The organism is Terrabacter sp. Soil811 (assembly GCF_001429655.1).
Lineage (GTDB): Bacteria > Actinomycetota > Actinomycetes > Actinomycetales > Dermatophilaceae > Terrabacter.
Genome location: NZ_LMSX01000009.1, coordinates 75,730 through 97,125 on the forward strand (window position 1 = coordinate 75,730; position 21,396 = coordinate 97,125).

Annotated in this window: 16 protein-coding genes and 1 tRNA gene; 15 read left to right on the forward strand and 2 right to left on the reverse strand. The window is 72.7% G+C overall.

All coding sequences use genetic code 11. From position 1 onward, the window contains the following. The first annotated feature begins 332 nt into the window (after nucleotides 1-332). The 4 genes from ASH01_RS15975 to ASH01_RS15990 all read left to right on the forward strand — a co-directional run bounded on the left by ASH01_RS15975 (nucleotide 333) and on the right by ASH01_RS15990 (nucleotide 5,621). Nucleotides 333-2,585 (forward strand): sigma-70 family RNA polymerase sigma factor, encoded by a 2,253-nt coding sequence (locus ASH01_RS15975; RefSeq protein ID WP_056777986.1) that lies wholly within the window; start codon nucleotides 333-335, stop codon nucleotides 2,583-2,585. A 54-nt stretch (nucleotides 2,586-2,639) separates the two neighbouring features. Continuing rightward, nucleotides 2,640-2,718, forward strand: a tRNA-Gln gene (locus ASH01_RS15980). 393 nt (nucleotides 2,719-3,111) lie between these two features. Further along, the gene (glmU, locus tag ASH01_RS15985; protein WP_056777990.1) at nucleotides 3,112-4,644 is read left to right on the forward strand and encodes a bifunctional UDP-N-acetylglucosamine diphosphorylase/glucosamine-1-phosphate N-acetyltransferase GlmU; all 1,533 of its coding nucleotides are present in this window, start codon (nucleotides 3,112-3,114) and stop codon (nucleotides 4,642-4,644) included. Next, complete coding sequence (locus ASH01_RS15990; protein ID WP_056777991.1) at nucleotides 4,641-5,621, forward strand: ribose-phosphate diphosphokinase; 981 nt, start codon at nucleotides 4,641-4,643, stop codon at nucleotides 5,619-5,621. Before glmU ends, ASH01_RS15990 begins: the two co-directional genes overlap by 4 nt. Before the next feature lie 75 nt (nucleotides 5,622-5,696). Here ASH01_RS15990 and ASH01_RS15995 read toward each other — a convergent pair whose 3' ends face one another. Further along, entirely contained in the window at nucleotides 5,697-6,257 is a 561-nt protein-coding gene (locus tag ASH01_RS15995) for a CGNR zinc finger domain-containing protein (protein ID WP_056777994.1), read from the reverse strand. Between the two features lie 109 nt (nucleotides 6,258-6,366). Here ASH01_RS15995 and ASH01_RS16000 point away from each other — a divergent pair, with 109 nt between their 5' ends. The 7 genes from ASH01_RS16000 (at nucleotide 6,367) to ASH01_RS16030 (ending at nucleotide 15,785) form a co-directional block, all read left to right on the forward strand. After that, nucleotides 6,367-7,416, forward strand: coding sequence for an EamA family transporter (locus tag ASH01_RS16000; protein ID WP_056777996.1), 1,050 nt, complete (start codon nucleotides 6,367-6,369; stop codon nucleotides 7,414-7,416). 66 nt (nucleotides 7,417-7,482) lie between these two features. Continuing rightward, entirely contained in the window at nucleotides 7,483-8,634 is a 1,152-nt protein-coding gene (locus ASH01_RS16005; RefSeq protein ID WP_082619914.1) for a metallophosphoesterase, read from the forward strand. A 279-nt stretch (nucleotides 8,635-8,913) separates the two neighbouring features. Beyond that, complete coding sequence (locus ASH01_RS16010; RefSeq protein WP_056778004.1) at nucleotides 8,914-9,600, forward strand: 50S ribosomal protein L25/general stress protein Ctc; 687 nt, start codon at nucleotides 8,914-8,916, stop codon at nucleotides 9,598-9,600. Between the two features lie 155 nt (nucleotides 9,601-9,755). Further along, entirely contained in the window at nucleotides 9,756-10,349 is a 594-nt protein-coding gene (gene pth, locus ASH01_RS16015) for an aminoacyl-tRNA hydrolase (protein ID WP_056778006.1), read from the forward strand. Between the two features lie 101 nt (nucleotides 10,350-10,450). Continuing rightward, nucleotides 10,451-14,131, forward strand: a complete 3,681-nt coding sequence (gene mfd, locus ASH01_RS16020) for a transcription-repair coupling factor (RefSeq protein ID WP_056778009.1) — start codon at nucleotides 10,451-10,453, stop codon at nucleotides 14,129-14,131. 33 nt (nucleotides 14,132-14,164) lie between these two features. Then, entirely contained in the window at nucleotides 14,165-14,734 is a 570-nt protein-coding gene (locus tag ASH01_RS16025; RefSeq protein WP_235509634.1) for a hypothetical protein, read from the forward strand. Between the two features lie 19 nt (nucleotides 14,735-14,753). Next, nucleotides 14,754-15,785, forward strand: a complete 1,032-nt coding sequence (locus tag ASH01_RS16030; RefSeq protein WP_056778016.1) for a MazG family protein — start codon at nucleotides 14,754-14,756, stop codon at nucleotides 15,783-15,785. Between the two features lie 112 nt (nucleotides 15,786-15,897). Here ASH01_RS16030 and ASH01_RS16035 read toward each other — a convergent pair whose 3' ends face one another. Next, nucleotides 15,898-17,334: a sugar transferase gene (locus ASH01_RS16035; protein ID WP_082619915.1), complete on the reverse strand. Its 1,437-nt coding sequence runs from the start codon at nucleotides 17,332-17,334 to the stop codon at nucleotides 15,898-15,900. 406 nt (nucleotides 17,335-17,740) lie between these two features. Here ASH01_RS16035 and eno point away from each other — a divergent pair, with 406 nt between their 5' ends. From eno to ASH01_RS16055, 4 genes are read left to right on the forward strand one after another with little or no spacing between them, the layout of a single operon-like run. Next, on the forward strand, nucleotides 17,741-19,042 hold the full coding sequence (eno, locus tag ASH01_RS16040; protein WP_056778019.1) for a phosphopyruvate hydratase: 1,302 nt from the start codon (nucleotides 17,741-17,743) through the stop codon (nucleotides 19,040-19,042). Nucleotides 19,043-19,046: 4 nt separating this feature from the next. Further along, complete coding sequence (locus ASH01_RS16045) at nucleotides 19,047-19,796, forward strand: FtsB family cell division protein (protein ID WP_056778029.1); 750 nt, start codon at nucleotides 19,047-19,049, stop codon at nucleotides 19,794-19,796. 57 nt (nucleotides 19,797-19,853) lie between these two features. Further along, the gene (locus tag ASH01_RS16050; RefSeq protein ID WP_056778031.1) at nucleotides 19,854-20,429 is read left to right on the forward strand and encodes a DUF501 domain-containing protein; all 576 of its coding nucleotides are present in this window, start codon (nucleotides 19,854-19,856) and stop codon (nucleotides 20,427-20,429) included. Next, complete coding sequence (locus ASH01_RS16055; RefSeq protein ID WP_056778034.1) at nucleotides 20,422-21,396, forward strand: Ppx/GppA phosphatase family protein; 975 nt, start codon at nucleotides 20,422-20,424, stop codon at nucleotides 21,394-21,396. Before ASH01_RS16050 ends, ASH01_RS16055 begins: the two co-directional genes overlap by 8 nt.

A 21,396-nucleotide genomic window follows, 5' to 3' on the forward strand; every position in this document is an offset into this window, starting at 1 on the left:
CCTGTCCCGGTCTCGTCGGCCGCGACGGGCGATGCCGGACCCGACTTTCTTGCCGAATCCCGTCATGAAACGGCCCCTCGACACGTCTATGTCATTGGTAGGGAGGAGGCGGTTCGCGCGTGGCGCCGTGTGGGGACACGGTCCGGGCGAGACCGCCGGTGAGGTCGATCTCGACGCGAAAGGGGCGGGCGCGGATCGACCTCACCGTCATGCCCGACGACACTTCGGCAAAGACCCCCACCGGGCGGCCGTCGTGGCGCACACTGGTGAGGCACATCCGCGAAAGGTGCCGCAGAGTGTCAGCACACACGATGGGACCACGGTCCGACACCATGACCGGCGCACACGCGACGGCCGGGGTCGAGGAGTCCGATGTCGTGCTGCTCGCGCGGGCGCGCTCGGGCGACGAGGAGGCCTTCGCGGCCCTCTGGCGCAGGCACCTGCCCGCCGCCCACGCCGCCGCGACGCCCTACCGCGGCCGCGTGTCCGCCGAGGACCTGGTGGCCGAGGCCTCCGCCCGCCTCTTCCGTCTCCTGAGCGAGGGGCGGGGACCGTCGTCGAACTTCCGGGCGTACTTCGTGTCGACGGTACGCACCGTCGGCGTCGACGCGATCCGTCGCGAGATGAGCGTCGTCCCGACGTCGACGACGGACCTCGACCTGCTGCCCGGCCCCGACGAAGGACTGTCGGCCCTCAGCGCGCAGGGCGTCGACACCGACCTGGTCCGAGAGGCCTTTCTCCGGTTGAGCGAGGGTGACCGACGGCTGCTCTGGCAGACGATGGTCGAGGGCCATCCGCCGCGGGTGGTCGCTCCCGAGCTCGGTGTCTCGGCCAACGTGGCCAGCGCGCGCGCGAAGCGCGCTCGTGACGAGCTCCGGGACCGCTATCTCGACTCCTGGGTGCGGCGCCGGGTGCCGGTCTGCGACGCGCGCGACTGCCGCTGGACCCTCGACCATCTCAGCGGTCACGTCCGGGGCCGACTGACGGAGAGGCAGCGGGCGCGCGTCGAAGCGCACCTGGCCAGCTGTCCTCGCGAGTCGGGACTCGCCGGGGAGCTGCAGCGCGTCTACGACGGGTTCGGTGCACTGACCGGTCCGCTCCTCTTCGCGGCCGGAGCGACGATGCTCGCCGGACTGCCCGCGGGGGCGTTCGCTTCTCTGGCCGGGTCGAGCACGACGGGTGCGACCACTGGTGCGACGACGGGTGCGACGACGGGTGCCACGACGGGTGCCACGACGGGTGCCACGACGGGTGCCACGACGGGTGCGACGACGGGTGCGACCACGGGTGCCACGGCTGGTGCCGGTGCTGCGGGTGGAACGGCCGGCGCGGGTGCAGCGGGCACGAGCGCCGTCGCCTCGGTCGGCGCCGGGTCCACCGTCGGAGGCGCCGCCGCGGGCAGCGCCGGTCTCGGCGGCACGCTCACCGCGAGCGGTGCCGGCGCGACGGCATCCGGCGCGGCTGCAGGAGCGGGCCTGACCACGGGAGCGACCTCCGTGTCTGCCGCCACCGCCGCCGGTACGGCCGCCGCCGGTACGGCCACGTGCGCGGGGGCGGGCGGCGCCGTCCTCGCGGTGCCGGCCGCGGCGGGCGTGGCCGGGACCACCGCCCTCGTCTCGAGCGCGGCCATCGTCACTCCCGTCGCCGCGTTGACGGGCGGGTCGATCCTGGCCGGGACGGCGATCGGGCCACCCCTCGCCACCGCGATGGCCGGCCTCGTCGTGGGGCTCGGCCTCTCGGTCGCACCGGCGGCGGCGCACGACCTCGGTACGACGACGACGTCGGTCGTCACCTCGGTCGACGGCGCCACGGCGGTGCTCACGCCGGGCTCAGGGGTCGCGGCGGACGTCGGCACGACTCCCGTCGACGTGCTCCACCTCGCCCTCCTCCCTGCGCCCGCCGACCCCGCGCCCGCCGACCTCGCGCCGACCGATCCCGCGCCGACCGATCCGGCGCCGGTCGACCCGGCGCCCGCGGTCTCGGCGCCGTCCGACGCGACGCCCGTGGACCCAGCCCCTGCACCCCCGCCGCCTGCGGACCCGGCCCCTGCTGCTCCGGCACCCGCGGACCCCGCGCCGTCCGACCCGACACCCGTCGACCCAGCGCCTGCACCCTCGGCACCTGCCGCTCCGGCACCCGACGCACCGGCACCGTCCGACGCGACGCCTGCCGACCCGACGCCCGTGGATCCGGCGCCCGCGGCTCCGTCAGACGCGACGCCTGTCGACCCGACGCCGGTCGACCCGGCACCTTCGGACCCGGCACCTTCGGACCCGGCTCCATCCGACCCGGCTCCCACGGATCCTGCTCCGGCTCAAGGCGATTCGGGATCCTCGACCTCGGACCCTGTCTCCGCTCCGGCTGGCGGAGACTCGGCGGACCCCACGGCGACGAACGCGGTGTCCAGCCCCGCGGCCGAGAACGGTCAGCTGCGTTCGACCGGTCCAGGAGCCGACCAACCGGCCGATCCGCCGGCCGATCCGACGTCCGTCGTCGCCGCCACGGCCCACGGCTCCGACGGTCCGCCGACCGGCGACCCGACGCCGGAGACGCCGACCGGCGACGCGCACCCGGCAGGTGCATGAGTCCGCGACGGAGCGACCCGGGGTCCTGCACTACCCTGTCCACGTCCACGACGATCCCCGGTTGGTCTGCCGGCAGGGCCCGCCTGACTTTGAATCAGGACAAGCGACGCAGGTTCGACTCCTGCCCGGGGAGCAGGGGCCGGTGACGGTCCTCGGACGAGCGGCGTCGCCCGACATGCGTGGGGGTTCGCGGTCGAGCGACGCCTTGGCCGCTCGGCAGGGAGTTGGTGCCAGAGCCAGCCCCGGGTCCGCCAACTTAGGGGGGGACTGACGGGCCCGTCCTCCCATGGTCGCACGGTTGGCAGAGATCGGCGCCGTCCGGCGCCCGGCACCCGACCGGCGCCGTGTGCCACCCGGCATACGCCGTCGCGCGGGACGTCGATGTGAGTGGGGTCACGGCGCGCCCGTGGCCGGGGCGGCACCCTCGCTCCCCCCGAGTAGCATGGCCGAGGCGCACCCCGGCGCCCGCGTGGGCCGGGGTCGTCCGCACCCGAGTGCACCCCGATCCAAAAAGGAGCTGCGCCCTGTGAGCGATCTACGGCCGACCGCCGTGATCGTCCTCGCCGCCGGTGAGGGCACACGCATGAAGTCCACGACCCCCAAGGTCCTCCACACGATCGGGGGCCGCAGTCTCGTGGCCCACGCGATCCGGGCGGCCCGGGGCACGAGCCCGCACCACCTCGCCGTCGTCGTGCGCCACGAGCGCGACCGCGTCGCCGAGCACGTGGGGCAGGTCGACCCCGAGGCGGTCGTCGCCGACCAGGACGACGTCAAGGGGACCGGGCGCGCCGTGGAGTGCGCGCTCGAGGCGCTGCCCGGCGACCTCGCCGGCACCGTCGTCGTCACCTACGGCGACGTGCCACTGCTGACGAGCGCGACGCTCGAGGGACTCGTCGCGGCGCACCACGCGTCCGGCAGTGCCGTCACCGTCATCACGGCGACGCTCGAGGACCCCACGGGCTACGGCCGCGTCATCCGTGACGCGGAGGGCTCGGTCGTCGCGATCGTCGAGCAGAAGGACGCCGACGAGGAGCAGCGCGCGATCCGCGAGGTCAACAGCGGCCTGTACGCGTTCGACGCGGCGGTCCTGCGCGAGGCCCTCTCCGAGGTGGGCACCGACAACGCGCAGGGTGAGAAGTACCTCACCGACGTCATCGCCATCGCCCGTGGTCGGGGCCTCGGGGTGCGTGCCCACCTCGTCGCCGACCTCTGGCAGACCGAGGGTGTCAACGACAAGGTGCAGCTGGCCCGTCTCGGCGCCGAGCTCAACCGCCGTACCGTCGAGCAGGCCATGCGCGACGGCGCGATCGTCATCGACCCGGCGACGACGTGGCTCGACGCCGACGTGACGATCGGGCCCGACACCGTCGTGCGCCCCGGCACGCAGATCCTCGGCGCCAGCACGATCGGCCGCGACTGCGTCATCGGCCCCGACACGACGCTGACCGACGTCGAGGTCGGTGACGGTGCGAGCGTCGTGCGGACCCAGGCCGAGCTCGCCGAGATCGGGCCCGGCGCCACCGTCGGGCCCTTCTCCTACCTGCGACCCGGGACGCGACTCGGGGCGAAGGGCAAGATCGGCGGCTTCGTCGAGACGAAGAACGCCGACATCGGCGCGGGCGCCAAGGTGCCGCACCTGACCTACTGCGGCGACGCGACGATCGGCGAGGGCGCCAACATCGGCGCCGGCACGATCTTCGCCAACTACGACGGCGTCACGAAGGGCCACACGAACGTCGGGGCGCACAGCTTCGTCGGCAGCAACTCGGTCATCGTCGCGCCCCGGACGATCGCCGACGGCGCCTACGTCGCCGCGGGATCCGCCGTCGTCAGCGACGTCGCCCCGGGACAGCTCGCCGTGAACCGCGCGCAGCAGCGCAACGTCGACGGCTGGGTGGCCCGACGCCGGGCCGGCACGAAGACCGACGAGGCCGCCCGGGCCGCGCAGGGGCAGGCCACCCCGGCGCAAACCCCCGAGCGGACCTCAGAGCCGACGTCAGAGCAGACCTCAGAGCAGACCCCCGCGCAGACCTCCGAGACGAAGGACGCCCAGCGATGAGCGGCATAAACAAGGCGACCGAGAAGCACCTCATGGTCTTCTCCGGCCGGGCCCACCCGCAGCTCGCGCAGGAGGTCGCCGCGGCGCTCGGCACCGACCTCGTCCCGACGTCGGCCTACGACTTCGCCAACGGCGAGATCTACGTCCGCTACGAGGAGTCCGTCCGCGGCTCCGACGCGTTCGTCATCCAGAGCCACACCGCTCCGATCAACGAGTGGATCATGGAGCAGCTCATCATGATCGACGCGCTGAAGCGGGCCTCCGCCAAGCGCATCACCGTCGTCCTGCCCTTCTACGGCTACGCCCGTCAGGACAAGAAGCACCGTGGCCGCGAGCCGATCTCGGCCCGCCTCATGGCCGACCTGTTCAAGACGGCCGGCGCCGACCGGCTCATGGCGATCGACCTGCACACCGCGCAGATCCAGGGCTTCTTCGACGGCCCCGTCGACCACCTCATGGCGATGCCGATCCTCGCGGACTACGTCGGCAGGAAGTACGGCCACCTCGACCTCGCCGTCGTCTCGCCCGACGCCGGGCGCATCAAGGTCGCCGAGGACTGGAGCTCACGCCTCGGTGGTGCTCCGCTCGCCTTCATCCACAAGACCCGCGACATCAACCGGCCCAACGAGGTCGTCGCCAACCGCGTCGTCGGTGAGATCAAGGGCCGCGTCTGCGTGCTCGTCGACGACATGATCGACACGGCCGGCACCATCACCAAGGCCGCCGACGCGCTCATGGACCAGGGTGCCGCCGGGGTCATCATCGCAGCGACGCACGCGATCCTCTCGGGCCCGGCCGTCGACCGCCTCAAGGCCTGCAAGGTCGAGGAGGTCATCGTCACGAACACGCTCCCGATCCCCGACGACCGCCGCTTCGACAAGCTCGAGGTCCTGTCGATCGCGCCGCTCGTCTCGATGGCGATCCGCGAGGTCTTCGAGGACGGCTCGGTGACGAGCCTCTTCGACGGCAAGGCCTGAGCGGCCACCACACGACGAGGGCGTATGCCGCCGGGACCCACCCGGCGGCATACGCCCTCCGTGCGTGATGGGTCCTCAGGCGTGCGCGGCGCGGCGGGCGCGGTAGGCGGCGGTGTGGGCGCGTGCCGCGCAGCCGCCCTCGCAGAAGCGACGCGAGCGGTTGCGGGAGAGGTCGACGACGACGTCGTCGCAGTCGGCGGCCTCGCAGACGCGCAGCCGCGCGAGCTCTCCGGCGCGCACGACGTCGATGACCGCGATCGCGGCCTCGACGGCCATCCGTCGGGCGAGCGGGGCATCGGACGGGGTGGCGTGGACGTGCCAGCCCACGTCGTCGTGGTCGACGAGCTGGGGGACGGCGCGGGCCTCGGCGAGCAGCTCGTTGACGAGGGTCACGACGCCGGCCTCGTCCTCGTCCCAGAAGCAGCGCAGCCGGGGCCGCAGCGCGCGGACCGCTGCGAGCTCAGCGGCGTCGCGGTCGAAGCGGCCGGTCCACCCCTGGTCGCGGTAGAGCGACTCGAGCTCCTCGAGGGAGGTCAGGCGGTCGGGGTCACCGTCGCCGGGGACCGAGCCCGGCATCGTGTTGACGAGGGCTGCGGCAGCGGCGAGGGCGACATCGGTGTCATGGGTGAAAAGCATGTTGACTCCTGACGGATGCGGTCGCTACCGTCATGAGTGTAATCAATTTCGGTGCTGACATGATGCTCGCTCGACGCGAGCCCGTCGGCGGGAGCGGCGAGGAACTGTCATGGCGGAGCGGGTCGTGGTCGGAGAGCCTGCGGTGGTCGGCGCCGTGGGGAGCGGCAAGACGGACGGGGCTGCGGTGCCCCGGTCGCGGCCGGCCCGCCACCCGCTCGTCGGCCTCGGGGTCGCCCTCGCGTCGGCCGCGGCCTTCGCGACGTCCGGTGCCTTCGGCAAGTCGCTGCTCGTCGGTGGCTGGTCGCCCGGTGCCGTCGTGACGATGCGCATCACCCTGGCCGCCGTCGTCCTCCTCGGCCCTGCCCTGTGGTCGCTGCGCGGCCGGTGGGCGGCGCTGCGCCGCAACGGCTGGGTCGTCGTGGGCTACGGCCTCACCGGTGTCGCCGGCTGCCAGCTCGCGTACTTCAACGCCGTGACGCACCTCTCGGTCGGGGTGGCCCTGCTGCTCGAGTACCTCGCGCCGGTGCTCATCGTCGGCTGGCTCTGGCTGCGCCACCGGCAGGCCCCGCGCCGCCTCACGCTCGCCGGGGTGGCGCTCGCCGTGGCCGGGCTGCTCCTCGTCCTCGACGTCGTGGGCGGAGGCGCGAGCATCAACGTCGTCGGGGTGCTCTGGGGGCTCGGTGCTGCCGTCTGCCTCGTGCTCTACTTCCTGCTCGCCGACCACGTCGACGACGACGTGCCGCCGCTCGCCCTCGCCGGCGGTGGCCTCGTGGTGGGTGCGGCGTCGCTCGGCCTCGCGGGGCTGGTCGGCGTGCTCGACATGTCCCGGGGGGCGGCACGCGTGCCGCTCGGCGGCGTCGTCGTCGACTGGTGGGTGCCGGTCCTCGTCATCGCGATCGTCGCCGCCGCCTTCGCCTACGTCACCGGCATCGCGGCCGTGCGGATGCTCGGCCCCAAGGTGGCCTCCTTCGTGGCTCTGACCGAGGTGCTCTTCGCGGTGCTCTTCGCGTGGCTCGTCCTGGCCGAGCTGCCGACGCCGGTCCAGCTCGTCGGCGGACTGCTCATCGTCGGCGGCCTCGTGGCGGTCCGGGCGGACGAGTCCCGCGGCCCCCGTCTCGTCGTCGACGAGCCCGTCACCGGGCCGGCCGCGCGGCCCTAGCCTCCCACCCTCGCACTCCGCTCGGTCCTGGCGCCGGGTCCGCCGGGCGCGCCCTAGAGTGACCGCATGCAGTGGCGTCGCGGCGTGGTGTGCGGGCTGGGGATGCTCGCCCTGGCGGGCGCCGCCGCCTGCACCGCGCCGTCCCCGACCACCGACCGGCCTCCCTCCGTGGCCGCTCTGACGTCCGGCCCGGGCCCGTCGGCGTCCGACCCGAGCCCGTCGGCGTCCGTGGCGCCGCCGACGACGGGCGGCCTGCGACCGCCCGACACCGCCGAGGCTCCTGCGCCCTCGGCGCGCGTGCACCTGACCGCGGCCGGTGACTACGCCGCGAACGTCGCGACGACCGGTGGCGTGCTCCGGGCATTGTCGCTCTCCGGCTCCGATGCGCACCTGGCCCTCGGCGACCTCTCCTACGGGTCCCCGGGCGGGGAGAGCGCGTGGTGCTCCTTCGTGACCTCGCGCGTCGGCACGTCGTTCCCGTTCGAGCTGCTCTCCGGCAACCACGAGAGCAACGGCACCAACGGCTCCATCGACCGCTTCGCGAGCTGCCTGCCCGACCGTCTCGGCGGTGTCGGGGACTACGCCCGCCAGTACTACGTCGACCTTCCGCGCTCGAGCCCGCTCGTCCGCGTGGTGCTCGTCTCGCCGTGGCTCACCTTCCCCGACGGCACGTGGAGCTATGCGGCGGGGTCGGCCCGTTACGCGTGGACGGCGGCGGCCATCGACGGAGCGCGGCGGGCCGGCATCCGCTGGGTCGTCGTGGCCATGCACGAACCGTGCCTCTCGATGGGCCGCTACGGCTGCTCGAGCGGGCCCGACCTCCAGCACCTGCTCGTCTCCAAGCGCGTCGACCTCGTGCTGTCCGGTCACGAGCACCTCTACCAGCGCACGAAGCAGCTGCACGAGGGCGCGGGGTGCGCGCGCGTCGCCGTCGGGTCGTACTCGCCGGCGTGCGTCGCCGACGCCGACACGTCCATGGTCGCCGGAGCGGGCACCGTCTTCGCCACGGTCGGAACCGGTGGCGTGGCCCTGCGCGAGGTCGCGGCCACCGACCCCGAGCGCGGCTACTTCGCCGCCACCTCGGGCGCCGGCACCGACCCGACCTACGGCTTCGCCGACCTGCGCGTCACGCCCGACGAGCTGCGCTTCTCCTTCGTGCGCGGAGCGGGAGGCAGCTTCACGGACTCGTGGGTGCTCCGGCGTACGCCCTCCCTGTGACCCACGAACGTCCGTGGGCCGTGGATTTCACCGCCCGGGCGTCCGTCCCGTAAGATCGAGCAGTTGCCTCGGCGAGGGACGGTGCACGGCTGCCACGGCAGGGCGTGACGAGGTCCGTGATCGACGCGGTGGCCTGACGTGGAGCACTTCATGGTCGGGTTCGCCTCTGCGTGCGGCCCTGAACGACCGTCCCGCTCCGTCACTGCCGAAAACCGCGCGTCGTCCCGCGTCGAGGCCGACCACAGAGACCGCCTCATCCGAGATACCCAGGAGACCCCCGTGTCCGACAACACCAAGCTCGTCGCCGAGAAGCGCACCGACTTCGGCAAGGGCGCCGCCCGCAAGATCCGCCGCGCCGGCAACATCCCCGCCGTCATGTACGGCCACGGCACCGAGCCCGTGCACATCTCGCTGCCCGGCCACGACACGATGATGGCCCTCAAGCAGGCCAACGCGCTGCTGACGATCGTCGTCGACGGCAAGGAGCAGCTCGCTCTCGCCAAGGACGTCCAGCGCGACGCCATCAAGCCGGTCATCGACCACGTCGACCTCGTCGTCGTCCGCAAGGGCGAGAAGGTCACCGTCGACGTCGCCGTGCACCTCGAGGGCGAGGCCGCTCCCGAGACCGTCGTCACGCTCGACCACAACACGCTCCAGGTCGAGGCGCTCGCCACGAACATCCCCGAGAACGTCGTCGTCTCCGTCGAGGGCCTCGAGGCCGGCACGCAGATCCTCGCCGGCGCCGTCGAGCTGCCCGAGGGCGCGACGCTCGTCACCGACGAGGAGGCTCTCGTCGTCAACGTGACGCAGGCCATCTCCGCCGAGGCCCTCGAGGCCGAGCTCGCCGAGGCCGAGGCCGAGGCCGGCATCGAGCGCGAGGAGTCCGACGAGGAGGCCGCCGAGGCCGCCGCCGAGGGCGAGTCCGCCGAGGGCGACGACGCCAAGGCCGAGGGCGACGAGGCCTGAGCCTCCTCTCCGTTCCGCGGCGCCGCGCGCCACACCACGCGTCCACGGGTCCCGCCCGAGCTCCGGCTCGGCGGGGCCCGTGCCCGCACCACCAGCACGACCGCCCCTGACCCGCGGGCTCGTCGCCCACCCAGCACCCACCGATCGAGGACCGCATGGACACCTGGCTCGTCGTCGGACTCGGCAATCCCGGGCCCGGATACGCCGGCAACCGGCACAACGTCGGCGCCATGACGGTCGAGGAGGTCGCCGGTCGGGCGACGGGTGGTCGGGCCACGTTCAAGGCGCACAAGGCCGCCCGGGCCCGCGTCGCCGAGGCGCGCCTGCGGGTCGGCGGCCCCAAGGTGGTCCTCGCCGTCCCCTCGATGTTCATGAACGAGTCGGGGTCGGCCGTCGCGGGGCTCGCGAAGTACTACGACGTGCCCACCGACCACATCGTCGTGCTGCACGACGAGCTCGACATCGACGCGGGCCTCGTCCGGCTCAAGCAGGGTGGCGGTGAGGGCGGCCACAACGGGCTGCGCTCCATCTCGCGCTCGCTCGGGACCCGTGACTACCTTCGCGTCCGCCTGGGCATCGGGCGCCCGCCCGGCCGCCAGGACCCGGCCGACTTCGTGCTCAAGGACTTTTCCAAGGCCGAGCGCACCGAGGTGCTGCCGTTCCTCGTCGACGAGGGGGCCGATGCCGTCGAGGCGCTCATCGAGGTCGGGCTGCTCGACGCCCAGCAGCGCTTCCACGCACCACGCTGACGGCCCGTGACCGTCGGGCCCGCGGCCCTTCGACCTCCACCGAGCGGGCGACCGCACCGGCGTCACGGCTGTCGCCGCACCGACCTAGACTGGAGGACCTGATGCCGCACCCACTGCTGTCCGCCTTCAGGGCGCTTCCCGATGTCCGCCACGTCCTCGACCAGGTCGGGCGGGCCCGTCTCGTCGACGTCTCCGCGAGCGACGGCACCCGGCCGTTCCTCGTCGCTGCGCTGGCCCAGCGGGCCGTCGGGTCCGCAGCCGCGTCGGCCGACCCGTCGGCCACCGAGCCCGCCCCGCTCGTCGTCGTCACGGCGACGACGCGCGAGGCCGACGACCTCGCGAGCGCCCTGGGCCTCTTCCTCCCCGCCGACCGCATCGCCGTCTTCCCGTCGTGGGAGACCCTGCCGCACGAGCGCCTCTCGCCCCGCAGCGACACCGTGGGTCGGCGACTGGCCGTGCTGCGGCGGCTCGCCCACCCCGATCCCGACGACCCGGCATACGGCCCGCTCTCGGTCGTGGTGGCACCCGTGCGCGCCGTCCTCCAGCCCCTGACCAAGGGGCTCGGCGACCTCGTGCCCGTCGCGCTGCGTGCCGGCGACGAGCGCCCTCTCGAGGACGTCGTCGACGCCCTCGTCGGCGCCGCCTACACCCGCACCGACCTCGTCGAGCGACGCGGCGAGTTCGCCGTGCGAGGAGGCATCCTCGACGTCTTCCCGCCGACCGAGGAGCACCCGGTCCGCATCGAGTTCTGGGGCGACACCGTCGAGGAGGTCCGCTGGTTCAAGGTCGCCGACCAGCGCTCCCTCGAGATCGCCGACCACGGGCTCTGGGCCCCGCCCTGCCGCGAGCTGCTGCTCACCGACGACGTGCGCGCCCGGGCGCGGGCCCTCGCCGACCAGCTGCCCGGTGTCGCCGAGATGCTGTCGAAGGTCGCCGAGGGCATCGCCGTCGAGGGCATGGAGTCCCTCGCCCCGGCGCTCGTCGACGGCATGGAGTCGGTGCTCGAGGTCCTGCCCGAGCGCTCGATCGTGCTGCTCGCCGACCCCGAGCGGGTCCGCCGCCGCGCCCACGACCTCGTCGCGACGAGCGAGGAGTTCCTCGAGGCGAGCTGGGCCAACGCCGCCGCCGGCAACCAGGTGCCCGTCGACCTCCAGTCGCTGCTCGGCAGTGCGTCCTACTGGTCGCTCGCCGACGTCCGTGCCCTCGCCGAGCGGTCCGGTCGCCCCTGGTGGACGCTGACGCCCTTCGCGGCCGACGCCGACCTCGTCATCGAGGACGACGACGTCGACGAGCGCCTCGCCGTGCGCACCACCGACCCCGAGGCTTTCCGCGGCGACACCGACCGCGCCGTCGAGCACCTGCGCGAGCGGGTCGCCGACGGCTGGGCCGTCGCCGTCGTCACCGAGGGCCCCGGCCTCGCCAAGCGCGTCGCCGAGGTGCTGGGCGAGCACGAGGTCGCCGTGCGTCCCCTCGACACCACCCGCGACGACGCGCTCGAGCCGGGCTGGGTCCACGTCACGACCGCCACGCTCGGCCGCGGCTTCGTCCACGAGGGCGCCCGCGTCGAGGTGCTCACCGAGACCGACCTCACCGGGCAGCCCGGCAGCGGCACGTCCACCAAGGACATGCGTCGTATGCCGTCGCGGCGCCGCAACCAGGTCGACCCGCTGCAGCTGCGCCCCGGTGACCACGTCGTCCACGAGCAGCACGGTGTCGGCCGCTTCGTCGAGATGATGCAGCGCACCGTCGCCGGCGCGACCCGCGAGTACCTCGTCATCGAGTACGCCCCGGGCAAGCGGGGCCAGCCCGGTGACCGTCTCTTCGTCCCCACCGACCAGCTCGACCAGGTGACGAAGTACGTCGGTGGCGAGGAGCCCACCCTCAACAAGATGGGTGGCTCCGACTGGTCCAAGACGAAGTCGCGGGCCAAGCGCTACGTCAAGCAGATCGCGGCCGACCTCATCCGTCTCTACAGCGCCCGCCAGGCCACGAAGGGACACGCCTTCGCGCCCGACACCCCGTGGCAGCGCGAGCTCGAGGACGCCTTCGCCTACGTCGAGACCCCCGACCAGCTGATCAGCATCGACGAGGTCAAGGCCGACATGGAGAAGCAGGTCCCGATGGACCGGCTCATCTGCGGCGACGTCGGCTACGGCAAGACCGAGATCGCCGTTCGCGCGGCGTTCAAGGCCATCCAGGACGGCAAGCAGGTCGCGGTCCTCGTGCCGACGACCCTGCTCGTGAGCCAGCACCAGCAGACCTTCGCCGAGCGCTACTCGCAGTTCCCGGTCAAGGTCGCCTCCCTCTCCCGCTTCCAGAGCGACAAGGAGGCCAAGGACGTCATGGCCGGGATGGCCGACGGCACCATCGACCTCGTCATCGGCACGCACCGCCTGCTCGCCAAGGACGTCACGTTCAAGGACCTCGGGCTCGTCATCATCGACGAGGAGCAGCGCTTCGGCGTCGAGCACAAGGAGCTGCTCAAGACGATGCGCACGGCCGTCGACGTCCTGTCGATGTCGGCCACGCCGATCCCGCGCACGCTCGAGATGGCCGTCACCGGCATCCGCGAGATGTCCACGCTCGCAACGCCGCCCGAGGAGCGCCACCCGGTGCTGACCTTCGTCGGCGCCTACGACGAGAAGCAGATCACGGCGGCGGTGCGCCGCGAGCTGCTGCGCGAGGGCCAGGTCTTCTTCGTGCACAACAAGGTGAGCAGCATCGAGAGGGCGGCGGCACGCCTGCGCGAGCTCGTCCCCGAGGCGCGCATCGCCACCGCGCACGGCCAGATGGGCGAGCACAAGCTCGAGCAGGTCGTCGAGGACTTCTGGGAGAAGCGCTTCGACGTGCTCGTCTGCACGACGATCGTCGAGACCGGCCTCGACATCTCCAACGCCAACACCCTCATCGTCGAGCGCTCGGACGTCCTCGGCCTGTCCCAGCTGCACCAGCTGCGCGGTCGCGTCGGCCGTGGTCGCGAGCGGGCCTACGCCTACTTCCTCTACCCGCCCGAGAAGCCGATGACCGAGACGGCGCACGACCGTCTGCGCACCATCGCCAGCAACACCGACCTCGGCTCGGGCATGGCCGTGGCCATGAAGGACCTCGAGATCCGCGGCGCCGGCAACCTGCTGGGCGGCGAGCAGTCCGGCCACATCCAGGGCGTCGGGTTCGACCTCTACGTGCGGCTCATCGGCGAGGCCGTGTCCGACTTCCGCGGCGACGCAGTCGACCTGCCGGCCGAGATCAAGATCGAGCTGCCCGTCGACGCGCACCTGCCGCACGACTACGTGCCGGGGGAGCGGCTGCGTCTCGAGGCGTACAAGAAGCTCGCGACGGTCGAGACGTTCGAGGCCGTCGACGAGATCGAGGCCGAGCTGCGCGACCGCTACGGCGCACCGCCGAAGCCCGTCGAGAACCTCCTCGAGGTCGCGCGGCTGCGCGTCGTGGCCCGCGAGGCGCGCATCGGTGACATCGGCGTGCAGGGCAAGGTCGTGCGCTTCGGCCCGGTCAAGGACCTCCGCGAGAGCCAGCAGCTGCGGCTCATGCGCCTCTACCCGGGCACGCTCGTCAAGGACGCCCTCGGCACCATCCTCGTCCCGGCCCCGATGACGGCCCGGGTGGGTGGCAAGCCGCTCCGCGACGTCGAGGTGCTGACGTGGGCACGGCAGCTCATCACGGCCGTCCTGCTCGACGACATCGCCGCCGCGTCGGGAGCCGCGGCCAGGGCCTCGGCGGGCGCTTCGTCGGGCGCGGCGAAAACCCGCGTGGCAGCACCGTAGGATGTCAGACGCATCCGCCAGAGGAGGAAATCAGTGAAGGCTTGGTCTGCTCAACCCGCGAAGCGCGTGGCTGTCGTCGGCATCGCCGCGCTCGGCGCCGTGTCGCTGCTCGGCGGGTGCGGTTTCGAGACGCGCCAGCAGGCCGCCGCCGTCGTCAACGGCGAGGTCATCCACGAGTCCGACGTGCGTGAGACGTACGACCAGCTCAAGGCGGCCAAGCTCGACTTCGCCGAGAACATCGTCGTCACCGCCCTCGTCGCGGCGCCCCTGCTCAAGGACGTCGTCGGCAAGTCCGGCAGCTGGAAGCCCGACGAGACGTACGCCTCGGTCATCTCCTCCATCCCCGACGCCACCGACACGACGAAGGAGTTCGTCGCGGCGGTCGCCCTCATCCAGTCGCAGAAGATGACGCCCGCCGACGTCGCCGCCTACCGCGCCGACCTCAAGAAGGCCGACATCAGCGTCAACCCCAAGTACGGCTCCGTCGTGCAGTCCGCCGAGGGGCCCGTCTACTTCACCATCGGTCAGCAGACGCCCAACTGGGTCAAGCCGGGCGGCAACACCGCCCCGGTCACCGCCCCGGCCACGGCCCCGGCCCAGTAGACCTCCGCAGCCCTCCGTCGTGACCGCCCGCGTCGTCCTGCTCGTCACGACCCCACGCATCGCCCCGGGTCTGCTGACCCGTGAGGCGTGGCAGAGCCTCGAGCGGGCGTATGCCGTGTGGGGCCGTCCCGACGAGCCGCTGGTCGCCGCGCTCGTCGAGGCCGGCATCGCGGTGCATCCCCGCGAGGACGGTCATCCGGCCGACCTCGCGCGCGACCTCGTCACCGCCTCCGAGGCGGGTGACGTCGTGTGGGTCGGCTCCTCCGACGGTGACCCCGGCCTCAGCGACGCCGTCGCCGTCGAGGTGACCCGGCTGCCCGAGCCGCCCGAGGTCGAGCTGCTCATCGGCTCGTTCGACGTGCCCGGTGCCCGGCTGCTCGACGTCGTCGCCGTCATGGACCGGCTCCGGTCACCCGGAGGCTGCCCCTGGGACGCGAAGCAGACCCACGACTCCCTCGTGCCCTACCTCCTCGAGGAGGCGCACGAGGCCATCGAGGCCATCGAGAGCGGCGATCCATCGCACATGCAGGAGGAGCTCGGCGACCTGCTGCTGCAGATCGCGTTCCAGTCCCGCGTGGCGCAGGAGCACCCGAGCGAGCCGTTCGACATCGACGACGTCGCCGGCGGTCTCGTCGACAAGCTCGTCCGGCGACACCCGCACGTCTTCGCCGACGTCGAGGCCGACACGGCCGACGCCGTCGAGGCCAACTGGGAGTCGATCAAGGCCGACGAGAAGCAGCACCGCACCCACCCGGTCGAGGGCGTCCCGAGCTCGCTGCCGGCCCTGGCCCGGGCCGAGAAGTACGTCTCCCGCCTGCGTCGCGCGGGCCGTGAGGACCTCGTCGACGCCGCCGTCGCCGGTGGGGGGCTCGGTGCGCAGCTGCTCGACCTCGTCCGCACGGCACGGGCCGAGGGCATCGACGCGGAGGCCGCCCTCCGCGAGACCCTGCGCGCTCTGGAGGCCGCCAGCGCGGCCAGCACGCACCCGGACGCCGACTCCGACGCCGACGCAGACCTCGACGCCGACGCCGACGCCGACGCCGACGCCTGAGCCGGCCGGACGGCATACGCCCTCGGGGTCGTGCCGGCCCACGCCGGACGAACGGTGAGGGCCACGTCACCGGGGTGCGGTGGCGCGGCCCTCACCGGGCAGAGGATGCGCGTCAGTAGGCGCCGCGCGAGGCGAAGACAGCGTGGATGGTCTTGGCCATGATCGACAGGTCCTGGACGATGGACCAGTTGTCGACGTAGTAGAGGTCGAGGCGCACGGTGTCCTCCCAGGACAGGTCGCTGCGTCCGGAGACCTGCCAGAGGCCGGTCACGCCGGGTCTGACGTGGAGGCGGCGCTGGACGTCGGGCACGTAGCGACGCACCTCGGCCGGTAGGGCGGGTCGGGGGCCGACGAGGCTCATGTCGCCGTTGACGACGTTGATCAGCTGGGGCAGCTCGTCGATGGAGTAGCGGCGGATGAACGCGCCGACCCGGGTGATGCGCGGGTCGGCCTGGGCCTTGAAGAGGACGCCGTCGGCGTTCTGGTTCAGGTGCGAGATGCCGGAGAGCCTGGCCTCGGCGTCGATGACCATGCTGCGGAACTTGAGGCACTCGAAGAGCTCGCCGTCGCGGCCGACGCGGGTCTGCCGGAAGAGGATCGGTCCGCCGTCCTGGAGCTTGGTGGCGATCGCGACGAGGATCATCAGGGGCGCCGCGACGAGCAGCAGGAGCGTCGCTCCGGCGAAGTCGAAGGCGCGCTTGAGGCCACGTGAGGCGCCCAGGCTCTGCGGCTGCTCGACGTGGACCAGGGGCAGTCCGCCGACCGGGCGCATCGCCATCCGCCCCGAGCTGATGTCGCTGAGGCTGGGGACGACCGCCATCTGCACGTGGTGGCCCTCGAGGTCCCACGCGATGCGGCGGAAGTCGACGGCCGAGGGGAACGCGCCCTCGGTGAAGACGACCATGTCGGCCTTCTCGGCGATGACCGACTCCGCGGTCTGCCCGGTGTTCCCGACGACCGGCACGCCGCGCGGGGTGGCCGCGGTCGGGTGCGACGAGGGCGTCAGCGCGCCGACGATGCGGTAGCCGAGCCACGTCTCGCGCTCGAGCACCGCGGCGACGTCGTCGACGTGTGAGGCCGAGCCCGAGATGAGGACCCGGGTCAGCAGGTGGCCGTGGGCGTGGGCCCGGTGCACGAGCCGGCGGGCGTACCACCGCCAGAGCAGCACGAGCGGGACCCCGATCGCGAAGATCAGCACGAAGAAGCCTCGCGAGAGGTTGAACTTCGTCAGGTAGCTGAGGATCCCGATGGCCCCGGCCGTGAGGCCGGCCGCGCTGCACACCCGGGCGTACTCGATCGTGCCGACCCCCAGGTGGCTGCTCGTGTACGTCCCGAGCGCGAGGTTGGCGACCATCCACGCGGCGACGATCCACAGGCCGACCGACTGGGCGACCTGGTTGACGTCGTTCGCGGCGTTGAAGACGTCGAGACTCGTGCGTCCGACGGCCGCCAGCGCGGTCGCCGCCGTGATGATGACCAGGTCACCACCGGCGATCCCGAGCTGCAGCAGACGCTGTCCCCGGCCCCTCTCGCTGAGCGGCTGCGTCACCGGACGCGCGCTCACATTCAGTAGAACAACCCCCGACTCGCGCATGGGTTGACCCATGACAACACCCCACCCCCGGCACCCACTGGTGCCCTATTCACGACCAGCTCCACCCCCCCGGATGGCTAGTTGTGAGTATGCCTTCTCCCGGTCAGCCTTTGGTAAGGAAGTAGTAAAAATGTTTGGTCGGAAGGACCCCGGTTTGTCCCCGTGCCCGATACGTCCCGGTCTGCCCCACGTGCCCTTCCACCTGCCCGTATGCCGGGTCGCTCCACCGGCCCGGAGACCCCACGGGCTAGGCTCGTCCCCAGCACCTGTGCTCGGTGCGCGGGGGGTTCGCAGCGCTGCGACTCGTCCGCGCCGAGCACTCCATGAGCACCCATGAGCAGCACCAGCACAGGAGAGCCAAGTGGCCAGCATTGAGGAGATTGGCGCCCGCGAGATCCTGGACTCGCGCGGCAACCCCACCGTCGAGGTCGAGATCCGTCTCGACGACGGCACGTTCGCTCGCGCGGCCGTCCCGTCGGGCGCCTCGACCGGGGCCTTCGAGGCGTCCGAGCGGCGTGACGGCGACAAGGGCCGCTACCTCGGCAAGGGCGTCGAGCAGGCCGTCGACGCGGTCATCGAGGAGATCAACCCGCGACTCGTCGGCTTCGACGCGAGCGAGCAGCGCCTCATCGACGCCGAGATGATGGCGCTCGACGGCTCCGCCAACAAGGAGAACCTCGGCGCCAACGCGATCCTCGGCGTCTCGCTCGCCGTCGCCCACGCCGCCGCCGAGTCGGCCGGCCTGCCGCTCTTCCGCTACGTCGGTGGCCCGAACGCCCACGTGCTCCCGGTCCCGATGATGAACATCCTCAACGGTGGGTCGCACGCCGACTCCAACGTCGACATCCAGGAGTTCATGATCGCGCCCGTCGGCGCGCCCACCTTCCGCGAGGCCGTGCGCTGGGGCGCCGAGGTCTACCACGCGCTCAAGAAGGTCCTGCACGAGCGCGGTCTCGCGACCGGCCTCGGCGACGAGGGCGGCTTCGCCCCGAACCTCGAGTCCAACCGTGCCGCCCTCGACCTCATCCTCGAGGCGATCAAGGCCGCCGGCTACGAGCCGGGCCGTGACATCGCCCTCGCGCTCGACGTCGCGGCGTCCGAGTTCTTCGAGGACGGCGCCTACGCCTTCGAGGGCGCGAGCAAGTCGGCCGACGAGATGATCGCCTACTACGCCGAGCTCGTCGAGGCCTACCCGCTCGTCTCCATCGAGGACCCCCTCAACGAGGAGGACTGGGACGGCTGGAAGTCCATGACCGACCTGCTCGGCTCCAAGGTGCAGATCGTCGGCGACGACCTCTTCGTCACCAACCCCGAGCGACTCGGTCGCGGTATCTCGACCGGCACCGCCAACGCGCTGCTCGTCAAGGTCAACCAGATCGGCACGCTCACCGAGACGCTCGACGCCGTGACGCTCGCGCAGAGCAACGGCTACCGCTGCATGATGAGCCACCGTTCCGGCGAGACCGAGGACGTCACGATCGCCGACCTCGCCGTCGCCACCAACTGCGGTCAGATCAAGACCGGTGCCCCGGCCCGGTCCGAGCGCGTCGCGAAGTACAACCAGCTGCTGCGCATCGAGGAGGAGCTCGACGACGCCGCCGTCTACGCCGGCACGGGCGCCTTCCCGCGCTTCGACGCGAGCCGCTTCGGCGCCGAGGGCTGAGCTCGTGGCCGACCGCACGCCGTCCCGCCCGGGCCGCCCGTCGTCGACGGGCCGCTCGGGCGGTGGCGCGCGACCGGCCTCCCCCCGGCAGGCCCCCGGTGCGAAGCCCGGTCCAAAGGCCACGTCGAAGCCGGGGGCCGGCGCCGGGACGTCGGGCTCGACGTCCACCGGTCGCCCGTCCTCGGCCCGGTCGACCAGCCGTGCGGGCGCGAGCCGCTCGTCCGCCACCCGGCCGGGCCAGTCCCGTCCCGGGGCTGCGCGCGCGAGCCGTCCCGGAGCCGGCAAGGAGCGTCCGGCCCTGGCGGCCCGCCCCCGCACCCCGCAGACGGCCCCGCCGTCGGCCTCGACGGCCTGGGTGCGCGGTGCCATCCTGCTCGGCATCCTCGTCATGCTCGCCGTGACCATCGTGCCCACCCTCCGCTCGCTCGTCCAGCAGCGGGGCGACGCCGCGGCCATGCAGGACAAGGTCGCCGCCCAGCGTGACACCGTGGCCCAGCTGGAGCGCGAGGCCGCGCTGTGGAAGGACCCCGCCTACATCGAGGTCCAGGCCCGCGAGCGCCTCAAGTTCGTGCGGGTCGGCGACCGCGCCTACACCGTCATCGACCCGTCGACCAACGAGGCGAGCGCTCCCGCTTCGGAGCGCCCCGTCGTCGCCGCGCCCATGGCCAACGCCGCATCGCCGTGGTACGGCAAGGTGTGGCAGTCCATCCAGATCGCCGACCGACCCACCGCCGGGGTCAACCGCCCCAAGTGACCTCGTCGTCACCCACGGCAACCCGGCGCCCCTGAGAGCCCGAGAAGTGAGTCCCGCGTGAGCGACCCCTCCCGTCCGTCCGCACCGGCCGCCGCCGGCGCCCACCACGTCGAGGTCGCCGACCTCGACGCCGTCGAGCGCCAGCTCGGTCGCCGCCCGCGCGGTGTGGCCGAGGTGGCCCACCGCTGCCCGTGCGGGGAGCCCGACGTCCTGCGCACCGAACCCCGCCTGCCCGACGGCACTCCCTTCCCGACGACGTACTACGCGACGTGCCCGCGCCTCACCGGCGCGGTGAGCACCCTCGAGACGGCCGGGGTCATGAAGGAGATGACCGAGCGGCTCGCCCACGACGAGGAGCTCGCCGCCGCCTACGCGAGGGCGCACGAGCACTACCTCGCGCAGCGGGCCGAGCTGGGAGAGGTGCCCGAGATCGACGGCATCTCGGCCGGTGGCATGCCGACCCGCGTCAAGTGCCTCCATGTCCTCGTCGGACACTCCCTGGCGGCCGGTCCGGGCGTCAACCCGCTCGGCGACGAGGCCCTCGCGATGCTCGACGACTGGTGGCTGCCGACGTCGTGCGCAGCCCTGCACGCAGCCGAGGACGCCGGCGTCGAGGGAGCCCCGGGTGAGTGACGGGCTCGTCCGCGTCGGCGCGATCGACTGCGGCACCAACTCGATCCGTCTGCTCGTCGCCGACGTCGACCCGCGGACAGGGGCGCTCACCGACGTGCTGCGCCGGATGGAGATCGTCCGCCTCGGCCACGGTGTGGACCGCACCGGTGTCATCGCCCCCGAGTCGATGGAGCGCACGCTCGCCGTCACGCGGGAGTATGCCGCCTCGTGCCGTGAGCTGGGCGCCGTGCACGTGCGCTTCGTCGCCACCTCGGCGTCCCGCGACGCGCGCAACGCCTCGGACTTCATCGAAGGTGTGCGCGCGGCCTTCGTCGAGCACTACGGCTCCGAGGTCTCGCCTGAGGTCGTCTCCGGTGACGAGGAGGCCGCACTGTCGTTCGCCGGTGCCACGGGTGGCCTGGCGGCCCAAGGTGTCTCCGGGCCTTACCTCGTCGTCGACCTCGGCGGCGGCTCGACCGAGCTCGTCCGCGGCACCGACCACGTGGAGGCCGCACGCTCGGTCGACATCGGCTGTGTCCGGATGACCGAGCGACACCTCGTGACCGACCCCGCCACCCACGTTGAGGTCGCCGCTGCCACCCGGGACATCGACGCCGCGCTGGACGTCGCGGAGTCCGTCGTCCCGCTCGAGGGCGTCGCGACGCTCGTCGGTCTGGCCGGCAGCGTCACGACGATCACGGCGCACCTGCTGCGCCTGCCGGCATACGACCCCGAGCGCATCCACCTGGCCCGCTCCACCCCGGTCGACATGGTCGCCGCCTGCGACGACCTGCTGGCGATGCCGCGCGCGCGGCGCGCCGAGCTGCCCTACATGCACCTGGGACGCGTCGACGTCATCGGCGCCGGTGCGCTCGTGTGGCGCCGCATCGTCGAGCGGGTCGTCGACCGTGCAGGCGTCACCGAGGTCGTCACGTCCGAGCACGACATCCTCGACGGCATCGCCCTCAGCGCGGCCCGGCGCAGCTGA

Excerpts from the sequence above, each read along its gene's own strand:
- ASH01_RS15975 (WP_056777986.1), top strand. The coding sequence starts at position 333 with ATGACCGGCGCACACGCGACGGCCGGGGTCGAGGAGTCCGATGTCGTG.
- ASH01_RS15990 (WP_056777991.1), top strand. The coding sequence starts at position 4,641 with ATGAGCGGCATAAACAAGGCGACCGAGAAGCACCTCATGGTCTTCTCC.
- ASH01_RS15995 (WP_056777994.1), bottom strand. The coding sequence starts at position 6,257 with ATGCTTTTCACCCATGACACCGATGTCGCCCTCGCCGCTGCCGCAGCC.
- ASH01_RS16000 (WP_056777996.1), top strand. The coding sequence starts at position 6,367 with ATGGCGGAGCGGGTCGTGGTCGGAGAGCCTGCGGTGGTCGGCGCCGTG.
- ASH01_RS16005 (WP_082619914.1), top strand. The coding sequence starts at position 7,483 with ATGCAGTGGCGTCGCGGCGTGGTGTGCGGGCTGGGGATGCTCGCCCTG.
- pth (WP_056778006.1), top strand. The coding sequence starts at position 9,756 with ATGGACACCTGGCTCGTCGTCGGACTCGGCAATCCCGGGCCCGGATAC.
- mfd (WP_056778009.1), top strand. The coding sequence starts at position 10,451 with ATGCCGCACCCACTGCTGTCCGCCTTCAGGGCGCTTCCCGATGTCCGC.